8 protein-coding genes are annotated in these 13,487 nt (G+C 40.4%); 2 read left to right on the top strand and 6 right to left on the bottom strand.

The features are described from left to right. Window positions 1–97: 97 nt before the first annotated feature. Both BMW53_RS00375 and BMW53_RS00380 read right to left on the bottom strand, forming a co-directional pair. A complete protein-coding gene (locus BMW53_RS00375) occupies window positions 98–448 on the bottom strand; it encodes a helix-turn-helix domain-containing protein (RefSeq protein WP_038561606.1) in 351 nt (116 codons plus the stop codon). 111 nt (window positions 449–559) lie between these two features. Next, entirely contained in the window at window positions 560–1,156 is a 597-nt protein-coding gene (locus tag BMW53_RS00380) for a mobilization protein (protein ID WP_139177980.1), read from the bottom strand. A gap of 976 nt (window positions 1,157–2,132) precedes the next feature. On the opposite strand from BMW53_RS00380, the gene BMW53_RS00385 reads away from it, so the two are divergent. After that, on the top strand, window positions 2,133–3,698 hold the full coding sequence (locus tag BMW53_RS00385; protein ID WP_038561601.1) for a Fic family protein: 1,566 nt from the start codon (window positions 2,133–2,135) through the stop codon (window positions 3,696–3,698). 281 nt (window positions 3,699–3,979) lie between these two features. Here BMW53_RS00385 and BMW53_RS00390 read toward each other — a convergent pair whose 3' ends face one another. The 4 genes from BMW53_RS00390 to BMW53_RS00405 all read right to left on the bottom strand — a co-directional run bounded on the left by BMW53_RS00390 (window position 3,980) and on the right by BMW53_RS00405 (window position 11,705). Further along, window positions 3,980–5,197, bottom strand: a complete 1,218-nt coding sequence (locus BMW53_RS00390) for an alginate export family protein (protein WP_038561598.1) — start codon at window positions 5,195–5,197, stop codon at window positions 3,980–3,982. Window positions 5,198–5,218: 21 nt separating this feature from the next. Beyond that, a complete protein-coding gene (gene nrfA / locus BMW53_RS00395; protein WP_038561595.1) occupies window positions 5,219–6,742 on the bottom strand; it encodes an ammonia-forming cytochrome c nitrite reductase in 1,524 nt (507 codons plus the stop codon). Between the two features lie 9 nt (window positions 6,743–6,751). Next, complete coding sequence (gene nrfH / locus BMW53_RS00400; RefSeq protein ID WP_038561592.1) at window positions 6,752–7,327, bottom strand: cytochrome c nitrite reductase small subunit; 576 nt, start codon at window positions 7,325–7,327, stop codon at window positions 6,752–6,754. A gap of 475 nt (window positions 7,328–7,802) precedes the next feature. After that, complete coding sequence (locus BMW53_RS00405; RefSeq protein WP_038561589.1) at window positions 7,803–11,705, bottom strand: hybrid sensor histidine kinase/response regulator transcription factor; 3,903 nt, start codon at window positions 11,703–11,705, stop codon at window positions 7,803–7,805. Between the two features lie 635 nt (window positions 11,706–12,340). On the opposite strand from BMW53_RS00405, the gene BMW53_RS00410 reads away from it, so the two are divergent. Continuing rightward, a complete protein-coding gene (locus BMW53_RS00410) occupies window positions 12,341–12,775 on the top strand; it encodes a hypothetical protein (RefSeq protein ID WP_038561583.1) in 435 nt (144 codons plus the stop codon). The last annotated feature ends 712 nt before the right edge of the window (window positions 12,776–13,487 follow it).

Genomic DNA, 13,487 nt, shown 5'->3' on the forward strand with positions numbered 1-13,487 from the left:
ACATGAAGCAAAAAAAAATACAACCGGGTTTCATTTCCGGTAAAATTTAGCTGTTCATCCAGTCACCAGAAGTTGTTAATCAACTCAAACATATTCATTATCCTTTCACTTGCGAACGCTTTCTGAATCCGGCTTTTGCTTCGTTTTCAATCTCCTGCAGTGTTTTCTTTTTGCCACTGGTGATCCATTCGAGTAATTCGTCTTCGAAAAAGTAGAGTTGTTTTCCGTTTTTGTAACAGGGAAGCATACGTTTGCGCACAAGCGTGTAAACGGTTGGTTTGGCTTTTTTGATGATCTTACATGCCTGGTCAATCCCGATCGGAATACGTTTTTTATTTTCGACCGGTGTCTGACCTTTTTCAACCAGCACTTTTAATTCCGCCACTTCGGTAACCAGGTGGGCTACTGCTTTTGGTAAATTTTCAAAAGAAATTTCATTGACATCCATAACTATGTTTTTTAATCGTTATGGAGCAAATAAAGCCAGTGTTTTTCCTGTGTCGTAAAAACACAGAAGAAACACTTCAAAAACACAGGGGATGATGATTCTTATTTGTGCTTATTCTTCGGAAAGATCTTTCCTGATTTGAATAATACCTCTCTGCTCGTCATCTTTTAAATGCCGTTTGATAGTTTCTGTTTCCACCCCATCAAGAATTGAAGGAAAGACTTTTTTAAGAAAGGCTGCCATTTGCAGCTGATTGCCAATCCTGAAATGGTTCCAGATATTCCAGCCGAAATGATACAGGTCAAGGCTGGTTAATTTTTTGACTTCTACCGATTGAATTTCACTGATCGGCTTCTTCTCGGCATAAGATGTTATATTTCGGGAAAGTAGGACTAAATCTTTATCGGAGGTATAGGGTGCAAAAGCGGTTTGTGTGTATTTAAGTGTGATTGCTTTCTTATTATTTTCCTGATCTGCGACCAGCTGTTTTTGCTCGGTCCTGATCTTATCGATCCTGGCCGAATCATTAGATTTTTCGATAGGCTCTTTTACTAGTTTCTCCTTTGGGAAAAACCATTGCTTAATAAGAGTGAACAGGTCTTTTATGAAAATTGAAAGCAAACCATAAACCAGGATTCCTAACAAAGTAACGGCGACAAAAACAATGTTCGCAGTAAACTCATCTGCTCCAACACTTATGGCAAACATTCTTGCAAGAATGCCCAATATGAGACACCCCAGTAAAACGGATAAATAAATTACGATATTTTCAAAATATTTGGAGTGCATCTCTTTTTATCAGCTGACTATAAATGGAACTAAAACTTCTGTAATTCCGTGGTTTTTATTGAATCTAATTAATGATATGTGTTTCTTACTATTGCAAGGTAACAAATGTAAATTGATTGTAATAAAAAGTGTCTGCTTTTTGAGTGTTGTTATTCAATCCTATAAATATTTTGGGAAATAAAGAATCTGAATTGATTTTATTTGAACAAATAAAACATTCCTCAAAAGAAACGAAAAAAGGAAAAAAAAGAAAAGAAAGCCGGAGTGTTGACGGCCGTGGATAAAATGCAGGATTGCCACGGATACCTGTAAACAAATTAGACTTACCTGCAATATTACTAATCCGGGGCATTCACCTTGATCTTGCATTTTTCCAAGCGTGGGCTTTGTGGGGAGGCCGGCTATCTTGGGTTTCTTTTTTGTTTTTCCACCTGTAAAAGCTTTAAAACCTGTAAAATCGTTATTTGTGGGCGGGCTAAAGAAAAGTGCAAGACTGCAGTGAAACGAAAGGATGGCTCTTTTACGTGTGGTGCCTGAAGGCGTTTTTCACTGTAACGGCGGAAAAAGCGACCGTTCTCCGTGAGTAAGCGAACGGGATCAGGGAGCGTTGGAGCCGGTCAGTGGAAATGGCTGCGGCACGGGAAGAAACAGATAATTTGTAATGCTAATTCATTTACTACAATTTTTCCAGTATTACTTCCGGTATCAGTAGCTGTCCCTCTTCCTGTCGCACTACCTGTATCAGATCTGATACAGGTAACTTTATTTTAATAGAGTTGGATAAGCACACCCAATCAAAATTAGCACCTATTTTTATCCAAACACCATTATTTACACCCATAATTATTGCATTGCACTTATTTTATTTATATATTGCACTTGAAATTATACAAAAATGAATAATAGCACCCATTTTTCTCAGATCGCACCTATTTTTCATGGGAAACAGTGTCCTGAAAAAGGCTATATAGTTGGCTACGCTGCAATCATCGAAAAATTAAGACTACCAATTCCAATTCCCTATCAAATTACTTTGGTATGTAACCAGAATAAAAACTACGAAACCGATAATTGGAGAGTACTTCCCAAATCATATCTACCTGAGGATAATTCTGAAATGACAGAAATTGAATCCTTGTACAAACAATTGGTTTTTGCACTGAAATATGAAGGTATCAACCTCCTGGTATATAGAAAGATTACTCAGCATTATTCAGCAGAACAATTAAAAAACCTGGTTAATATTGAACCAACCGGTCAATACAGCAGGAGAATATGGTTTTTAATCGAATGGATTACAGGGAAGCAGTTAGAGGGGAAAGAAGACCTTACCCGGAAAAGTTATGTTCCTTTGGTTGATGAAAAACTTCAATTTGCTGTATTGGGTGAAAAATCTACCCGACACTTAGTAATTAACAATCTACCCGGAACTCCGGAGTTTTGCCCACTAGTCAGAAAAACACCAAAACTTGAAAATTATATCCAAACCCAATTTTCTGAAAAAAACAGGCTATATTTAAACGATATACATAAAGATATCTTACAAAGAGCTTCTTCATTTCTATTACTGAAAGATTCCAAAGCATCATTTACAATTGAAGGAGAAAGTCCGAAGGCGAAACGTGCTGCCCGCTGGGGACAAGCCATAGGGCAAGCAGGCAGTAAAGATTTAAGTTTTGAAGAACTGGCCAGACTACAACAAATCGTTATTGAAAACGACCGCTTCGTTGAAATGGGTTTTCGAAAAAAGGGAGGTTTTGTTGGTGAACATGATAGAACCACAGGAGAGCCTATACCAGAGCATATTTCAGCAAGATGGCAAGATATTGAAACCTTAATGGCTGGTCTGATTACTACAAACAAACTATTAACAGAAGATGAATTTGATGCAGTTCTAGCTGCTTCGATGATAGCTTTTGGCTTTGTTTTTATTCATCCATTTGAAGACGGGAATGGCAGGATTCACCGGTACTTAATTCATCATACCCTGGCTAAGAAGAATTTCTCACAACAAGGTATAATATTTCCGGTTTCAGCTTCAATACTGGACCATATTGATGATTACCGAATAATACTGGAGAAATATTCTCATCCTCTTTTAGATTATATCGAATGGAGAGAAACTGAAGACCATAATATTGAGGTATTAAATGATACTATTGACTATTACCGTTACTTCGATATAACTCCTCAAGCGGAATTTCTTTACGATTGTGTAATCGATACCATTGAAAATATTATACCTTCGGAGGTATCCTATCTAGGACATTACGATGAGTTCAAACGTTTTGTAGATGATGAATTTGAAATGCCGGATAAAATGGTAGCATTATTGGTTCGATTTTTAGAACAGAACAATGGAGAACTTTCTAAACGCGCAAGAGAAAAAGAGTTTGAAGCTTTATCAGAAACCGAAGTTCATCAAATTGAAATGAGGTATAATGAAATATTCAAAACGTAATAATTAGTACCAAAATAAATGTAAAAACAACGCTGGTGAACAATTCGGTTAACACTCAAATTCGCCCTTCCATAAATAACTGATTTAGTGTCCAATACCCATATTATTCGACTCCCGCCAGCTCCACTATTTTACATACAATTTTTGATCAAAAAACAATAAAGCACTAACATGAAGAATGTTAGTGCTTTAGTAATACCTAAGTAAATAAACGAAAAATTAAAGCTTCGCTATTTCATTAATAAAAATTTGAAATACAATAAACTTCCGTTCTCTCCAAGCTACTTTATAAACGACGGTGTAACAGATAACATCAGGTAAGCCCAGTGCTGACCCACCGAACTATCGCCACCTTTCAGAATTTCCATCGAATCGCCTGCAAACATCGTTGAATATCCAAGCGTAATTGAGGTGAACGGATTTACGATCCATTTTCCGGAAAGGTCGAGCTCGGTGCCCAAATAATTGGATGCGTCAGGAGCAACTGCAGCTGCGGCTCCAAAATAATGCAAATGGGCATCAAACACAAACTGATCTTTCGTGTACTTGTATTTCAAATAAATATCGTTTAATCCCACCGAACCAATGTGACTGCCAACATAAAAATAATCCATAAAACCATTGAATTTATGGTTGGTTCCGTAAAGTGGCGTAAACGATTCATATTTTTCCGTTTCGTTGTAATCGGTTCCTGAAAGACGTTCATAGCCTGCAACAAAGTTTTTATATGCCGCTTCAAACAATAAGTTTAATGCACTTATTTTGGCCCCTGAAACGTGTTTCCCGGTTTGCACATAAAGGTTACCGGCCAGTTTCACCTCTTCAACAAGGGTGGTATATCTTCCGCCAATGGTCTGGCTGTATCGGTTTTTCTGTTCATCCGCTTGCATATACGGAACTCCATTGTTTAAAAGCATCAAACTCAATGCGCTGCTCTCCCAGCTCTTATTGAACCACAGAAACTGAAGGTCTTTGTAGGCATCGGGCCCATTGTAAATATTATCGGTGATATCGCTGTTTTCGTTATGCGCAATTCCCAGGTGGAGCTTAATATCGTCTTCGTATTTAAGAATAGCCATATCGTGCGAGCGTGCCTGCTGTGCCCAGCCCACATTTCCAAAAATGCGGTGGTCGTCGTAAACCACTTCCTGCCGGCCTGCTTTTAACGAAAACTGAGGAGTAAACAACACCTCGGCCCATGCCTCGTGAACCGAAAGTGCAAAGTCTTCGTTGCCCACCAATTGCAGCTGACTCCCCCACTGCCTCACATCTTGTAAAACCAGACTGGTAACAATGTGTTCGTTTTTAAACATGGCATTTAACCTTGTACGTTGCGAGGTAATCAGCGATGCTTTTTGGTCTTCAATGGCAAGCGACTTGTAGCCCCGGCTCAATTCGGTTCGCGGCCTGTATTCTCCCGATAGCGAAAACTGTGCTTTTGCAGCATAAGAAACGCACATAATTACTATTACCAATATGGTAATTCTGGAATTATTCATGATTTCCGGATTTAAGTTTTATTACTCCTGCAACTCTACAACAGCGTCGTAAGTTTTCTCACGTTCTTCGGCTTCCTTCATCCATTTGGGTACGATGGTTTTTAGGAAATCCTGTTTTTCTTCGTTCAATTTTTCCATATCCAGGCCAATAAACTCCTGGGCTTTAGCTTTGCTTGTAATATCAGGATATGGAATTGCGTGGTTATGCCCAAGGTCTGCGAGTAAACGTGCTAATTCAATTCGTGTTTCCTGGGCAATGGTAATACCTGTTGAAATTACGCGTCCTACTTCTACAGGCGAATGGAATGATCCTCCGTGACTGGCTGCGGCATAATCCCAGCGCCACTGCGCATGACGAATTCCCATCAAAATGTCCTGCATTTGTGTTTCGCCGGCACCTAAATCCCAGGCCTTTTTAGCTTCAACATGAGCACGAACCAGCAGCTCTTCCAACTTATCGCGGTTTTCAATAATCTTATCCTGGCGTTCGTAAACATTTGCCAGCAAAGTTCCGGCTTCTTCGCGGTGACAAACCTGGCACGAGTTGGCTATATTATTTAACGGCGATTGCATGTGGTGATCGGTAAATTTCTGCCCCCCTTCGCTTTTGTATGGCATGTGGCAATCGGCACACGACACTCCGCGTTGAGCATGAATTCCGGTTGAATGTATTTCATAGCCCGGATGTTGTGCTTTCAGCATTGGCGCTTTACTCAAGGCGTGTGTCCAGTCGCTGAATTCCAAATTGTCGTAGTATTCCTCCATGGCTTCAACACTAAAGCCGTTATCCCAGGGAAAAGTAAGGTATTGTGCGCCCTCCACTTTTTTCTTGTCGAAATAATATTCAACATGGCATTGAGCACATACCAAACTACGCATTTCCTGATGGCTGGCTTTTGTAACATCTTTACCCATGCGTTCAAAAGCTTCTACCAAAGCCGGACGTGTAATGGTAAGGTTCATCGTTTCGTTGTCGTGACAATCGGCACAACCGATCGGATTTACCACTTCGGCTCCCAGTTCGGCCCAGGCTCCGGTGTAGAATGCAGCCACACCCCTGTCGTTCATCAGCCGCGGAACATCCGGGCTTTTACAAGTCATACAGGTTGCAGGCATCGGCCCGTCAGTTGGCGTTTTTGGCGCTCCGGTGCGCAAGGTATTTTGAATATCGGTTATTGCATAATAATGGCCTCGTCCCTGATTGTAATCCTTCGAGAAGCCATAACCGGCCCACAGAACAACCAGTCTTGGATCAACTTCAAGCATGTCGATCATGGTATTACCGTTGTATTTACTCCGGTAGCTGGTGTCAGCCGTTCCGTAATACGATTGATACTCGCGGGGATAATTCTGTCCCCACACTTCGTTTCGTGGTTCGAACTTGCCAATTTCAGCTTTTGGAACATTAACGTAAGCAGCTTCCGTTCTTCTTTCAACAATTGAAGAGGCCAGCAGGCCAAGAAAGAAAACCACAACAACAGTTGCCAGAAAAAATATCCACGCCAACCAGGGGCGTTTCTCGGTTAGTTTTTGTTTTGTACTCATGATTCTGTTTTAGTTATTTTTTATGTATTGTTTTATCCAATTCGGTACAGGACTCGCGGGTAGTGGAACACGTGCATTAGGCACACTCGAAATGCTGTTAACCCGGCCGTGCGGAACTTCGCGATGGCATTCAACGCAACGCCGGTCTTCGCGATGTGCTTTGTGTGCTTTTACATTCCCAACCAGTTTGGGATCTTCCAACAATTTCTGATGACAGCGGATACAATTATTTTGCACCACTTCAGCACCTTCTTCATGTATATAAATTACCTGAGGCTCTTTCCTCAAGGTAAAAATTGTAGCGTGGCGCAAACCATCCTTTGCTTTAAAATAATATTTGTTAAATACGTTGTTATGCGGAACATGACAGTCGTTGCAGTGGGCAACCTCACGATGCGAGCTGTGTGTCCAGGTAGCGTATTGCGGCGCCATTATGTGGCAATTGGTACAGGTTTCAGGTCGGTCGCTGAGATATGAATGTGCTTTTGAAACATAAAGCAGAAACAAAACCAGACCCGCAAATATGCTTAAAATGAAAATTACCGGAAGCTGCCATTTTTTTGGCGGAAGTAGTTGTTTTAACATAGCAATTGGTTAATCGATCTTTTATGCAGTAAATTTCTTTAGAATCGTACATAAATTTTGTACCAAATGTTACATTTTTAACAAATTCAATAAAATAAGGGAAACCGGAAGCCAACCCGAAATACAGTTTTCAGCCAGATGGCTTCATTTTTCCCTCCAATCAACCTTAAAAACAAACTATTTTATTCCTGAAAATTTCAGCCACGCAGAAGGACGAGCAAAGCGTATTATGCAATCACACATAACCTGATGAGCCTTTCATTCACTCATTAAGCCTTTTTACACTTTGTCCTACAGAGAACAGATTTTTCAACTCCGGCGGCAGAGAAAATATGAAACAAGCATGTAAAATATTACATCAAAGAGGAATATTAAAATAGGTGCGAGTTCTATCCGTCAGCTGACGGACCGCTTGAAACAAACAATTTTAATAGTATAACAAGAAAAATGTACGTAGCAGCACGTACAAAAATATTTATCCGATCATTTGCGTGGGCGATTTGCCAAAATGTTTCCTGAAAACAGTGCTGAAATACCCCACACTGGCAAAACCACAAAGTTCGCTTACCTCCGTAATGTTATATTGTTTGGTACGCAACAACTCGAGCGAATGATTTAAACGAACCATCTTGATAAAATCAGTAGGCGACTGATCGGTGAGCGATTTTACTTTTTTGTACAGTAACGACGGACTAACATGCATAGCCGAAGCAAAATCTTTTTTAGAGAATTGCGCATTGGCCATATTTTCATGAATAACTTCTACCATTCGTTTCAGAAACTTATCGTTGAGTTCGTTCTCTACAATTACAGAATCATCGCCACCATTGATAATTTTTATGGCTTTCTCTCTGATGAGCTTCCGGTTACCAACCAACGAGCGAATTCGCTGCTGCAAAATAGAAACATCAAAAGGTTTGGTGAGATAATCATCAGCGCCTAATCCCAAACCTTTTAACTGCTCAGCTTTTCCGGCCAGTGCGGTTAACAATATTACCGGCAGATGCGATGTTTCGTAAGTCGATTTAATTTTCCGGCATAACTCAAAACCATCCATTTCCGGCATCATTATATCCGACACAACCAGGTCGGGCGTTTGTTTCTGTATCAGTTCCCAGGCCTGCACGCCATTTTTGGCCAGGTAAACCTGAAACTGCGGTTCCATTGCCGTTTTCAAAAACTCGCGCAAATACTCATTATCCTCCACAATAAGTACTTTCATTTTTAGTGCCTCAGGTTCTTCATCTTCATTCGGCACAACCGGACTAAACTCTTGTTTTGTTACCGGCACCTGCAAACCTTTTTGCTGAGTGTTCGCTCTTACAACCGGCTCTTCGTTGAGCGCTTTGGTTGGAATAAGCACCTGAAATGTTGATCCTTCGTTCAGCTGGCTGAAACAATTGATTCTTCCGCCATGCAAATTCACATAATTTTTCACCAGCAACAAGCCAATCCCTGAGCCAACAATTTTGGAGTTCACAACATTTTCGGCGCGGTAATATTCTTTAAAAAGCTGCCGCTGCGCTTTTTTGCTTATTCCAATTCCGAAATCCTGTACCTCCAGCACCCATCGGTGTTCCGTACAATTTAAACTTACATTTACATGGCTATCGGGATTCGAATATTTTATGGCATTCGAAATAAGGTTATCAACCACCTTATCAATCAGCGTTTCGTCGATAGCCGTAACAAACTTCGATAGATTTGATTTAAAATGAATCTCAATATTTTTACTTTGGCCATACGATTCAAACATCATAACACGGTTTTTAATGGCCTTCACCACATCAACCATTTGTAGCGAAATACGTTCTTTACCAATGTCTGATTTCTGAAAATCCATCAGCTGTGTTACCACATTTAACAGCCGCTGTGTTTGTTCGGTAGCCAAATGCAAATAATGGTGCCCTTTGGATGTTAGCACGGGCTCTTTGTTCAACTCTTCAACCGGCCCTTTTAACAGCGTTAACGAGGTACGGATATCGTGTGCCGTATTGGCAAAAAAGCGAATTTTCTCTTCGGAATGTACTTTTTTAAGGTTTTCGATATAATAAACCATTATGAAAACTACCAGGCCAAAAACAAATAAAATTATCAGTATCCGGAACCACCAGGTGGCCCAATACGGCGGAATTACATAAAGTTTTATATCGCGCTCGGCAAGAAGCTGGGTATTCGAACTATCGTACATTTTTATCCGCAACGTATAATTTCCGCTTGGAATATTGGAGTACGACAAAATTTTGTTGTTGGCGGGTTTTGTCCACTCGGCATCAAGATCTTCCATTTTCCACGAGAAACGGGCTCCCGGAGATGTTACCCCAATTGGCAACATTTCGAGGCTTATGGTATTTTGCGCATATTTTAACGATAGTTTTTCCAAATCGTTTAAAGGTTTCGTAAGCGACGGAGATTCGAGTTCGCGAATGGAACGCCCCGAAACGCTGAGTTCCTGCAAGAAAATACTTCCTCTGTTCTGAACGGGTTTAATTTCGTTCGGATCAAAAATTAATGCACCGTTGTTGGTTCCCATCATTAATCTTTCGCCACCAAGCACCTGAATGGCCCTCAGATTGTACGACACATTGCTTACTGCCGGCAAGGCGTTAAAGGTTAAAACCGACCGGTCGCTTGGCTTTAAACGACAAAGCCCTTGCTCGGTTCCAATCCAGAAATAACCGCTCATGTACTGAATACTCGACACAAAGTTCGATGGCAAACCATTATCTACAGTAAAATTCTCCTGTTCGCGGGTAATAAAATCGTATCGAATTACACCACTCCCCACAGTACAAAGCCAGGCCACATTATCTTTCAGAAAAATATCGTTTACAATGTATCCTTCCACAATGGTTTCGGTTCGCCCTGAATTTTTGTCGAACAGAATCAAACCGTTGGTGTTCCCAATCAACAATTTGTTTTCCTTATAATTCAGCAACTTGCCCACCGTTACATTCAACAACGACCTGTAAGTATCGGTTTTAATATCATAACAGATTAAATCTCCACGAACGCCACCAATCCAGAATTGGCCATTTTGATCGTCAATTATTTCGAATACATAATTATTACCAAACTTCCCGCCGGTTGTTTCAAGGCTCAGGTGTTTTAATTCTGCCCCCGTTTTGTTGTCAAGCAAATACACACCCGATGAATACGTGCCGGCCCAGATACGCCCCCGGCTATCTTCTTTTAGGGTTAAAAATACCTGTGCATCCTTTTCGTTATTGTAATAAAACGATTTCCATTGTCCGGTAGCGTTATTCCTGAAACTGATTCCGTTATTGGTGGCAAACCAATAATTTCCGTTACTGTCTTCCAGCACTGCGTTAACATCGTTATTTACAAGCGAGTTTTGGTTGTTTGCAATATGGTTAATTTGAGTAATAACCGGGTTGGCCATATCCATATAGGAAACTCCGCCGCTATAGGTACATACCCAAACACGTTTATTCGTGTCGCGGTAAATATCATAAACGCCATTGCCTTTTAACGAGCCCATGTTGTCGGCGTTCTCTTTCATAACGGCAAGAACATCGTGGCTGTTTTTATCCAACTCCCAAACACCCTGCCCGTCGATACCAATTAACACCGATGATGCTGTAAAATTCTCGATTGCCAATATTGGCTGACCGGGAATATTTTCGATTGGATAAAGTTTCGGTTCCGCTTTACTATCAAACACAAAAAGCCCGCTGCCCATAGTCCCTATCCACCAAAAATCCTGCTGTTCGTCGTGTACCAACGTTGAAATATTATACCCATCGTCTGTTGGAAATTTATAAAAGGGCTTGTAAACCAGTTCCTGAATATTGAATAGTCTCAACTCCTCCTGTTCAGCATAAATAATGTTTTCGTTATCATACCATGTCATTGCCAGAACATTATTTACCGCCGTGGTTGCCTTAAGCCCATTTTCTTCGCTAAAATGAAACAGCCCTGCTGTTGAGGAAATCCATAAACGTTTTCCCTGATCGACAAGCATTGCAGAAACACCCAAATAGGGATTTCGAAGCACCCGCGATAAATTAATCAACAATTCAAAACGATCTCTTATAGTATTGTATTTGAATATTTGTCCGGCATTGGTATAAACGTAAAGTTCATTCTGACTATAGGTTAACTCAGCAGTTACCACATTGGTGCTTTCATACGGAAGCTGATAAATTCTGATATCGTCCTGAGTATAGCGAATGATGCCCATTTTTGATGACACCCAGATAAAGCCATCATCGTCGCCACACACCGAATTGGTTTCGCGTAAGGAAATCCCGAATTTGTCGTTGAGGTTATAAAAATGAACATTGTTCTTGTTTTGTGCTATAGAAAAACCCGTAATCAGCAAGCTAAGCAGGCCTGATAGTATGTATCTTTTCATCCTCATTATTACCCTCCGAAATTATTGTAACCATTGCAATGATAGGAAAAAAGATACTTTCAAAAAAACAGTAATCTCATCGTTTGTTTATTTCTCCCTCAGGCTTTAGCCTGGCATCCGATACATCGATATAGCTTCAGGGCCTTTATTTGTAAGCCTTGCTGAGAACGGATTGCCGAAAGCTGAAAAACAGTAACCAACGTAAACAACTGATTTTAAACCTCCCTCAGGTACCAGAAGTTAGTTTCAAACGCGTTTTTTTACGCCCCCAGCTAACAGAAAACGGTTTCAAACGCGTTTCTTTGCTCCACCAGGTGACTGAAGAGGGTTTCAAACGGATTTTCGCACGCCGCCAGATAAACAGAGTAGATACAAAACGTATTTTTTCATGTGCTCAGCACATCGCTGGTAGTACAAAACACATTTTAACCGGGCATTGTCACATGGGCATCAAAAACATTTCATTTTATAGTGTCGTTATACAGAAAACTGGCAATTCTCATGTTGAAATTTGTTATTTAAGGAGCGGGCCGTTCTTTACTCTTGCATATTTCATGGCTAAAAACGTATGATAGCATTGTTTCTTCCTCAACAAAGAAGCCAGATTTTACACCATTAAAGAAATATGGTCGCCGGTGCAGGTGCAGCCGGTTGCCATTGTAAAAAGTTTAAAAGGCAGCGAAATTGGTGTTTGGGAGAAAGATTACAACAACACCATAACCGGCGAAAGCTTTGAAAATATGGTTTACCCGGAGTTTAAAGGCTACCATCGCAACTTATTCTGGGCAACACTGGAAACAACCGAAAGCCCGATAACCATTATCTCGGAAACGCCAAACCTGTATCTCCCACTGTTTAAACCGGCAAAACCACAACACGTGGCAGGCGGCACTTTTCCGGCATTTCCTGAAGGCGATATTTCGTTCTTATACGAGATTCCGGCCATTGGAACCAAGTTTTTCCAAACCGACAGATTGGGGCCAACTGCAAAAAAAGGCATGTTTTTCGAACGTTGGGGCGACGATAGTTACTCAATAAAACTGTGGTTCGATTTTAGAGCTGAGCAATAGTGTATCAATCAATAGAAAATGGCTGCGGGATAAATCTTGCAGCCATTTTTTTTTGCAATTCATTTTCACAAAAAAACTTCATGATTTATGGGAAGTAGCAACAATGTGCAAGTGGAGCCTGTCGGCAGCACTTCATAAAAATAGCCGGATTACCAGGCGCATAAAACGATTGTGCGTTAAACAGCTTTTTGAATGCGCCTTTGATTTATTTTCGCTCTGTCCCCGGTTTTCACCCGAGCTTAATCCTGTTTATCACTTCCTTTTATCACAAATCAGTATAAAAGTCGTATAGCCAAACAGGTCGAGCATTATTTGGCGTATTTGAAACCCGCAGAAAAACAGTTAGCAGACTTATTGAACAAATTATTGTTACCATAGAGCACGGACAAAAGATTAAATTGCGAACGCATTGACACCATTTATATACCTGTCGTTATTTTAACCAGACAACCGTGATACGATTTGCACAAACACATTCAAAATATTTGTATTACATGTTATATGGCACATTAAACAAGTCGTAAACTCCGGGCTAAAAATAAAACACTACCACTCGACACTTCATAAAAACAGGCATTTCAACAAAATACAAAGCAATTTCAACACACAATGACACCATTAAGGAACCAATTAAATCTTTTTGCAAACTAATGCGACATTGTGATTTTTTGCATTTTTGTAATACATATTACAAAAATACCTTATATTTGAA

The sequence above is a fragment of the Draconibacterium orientale genome (assembly GCF_900111425.1).
In the GTDB taxonomy this organism is placed as follows: Bacteria; Bacteroidota; Bacteroidia; order Bacteroidales; family Prolixibacteraceae; genus Draconibacterium; species Draconibacterium orientale.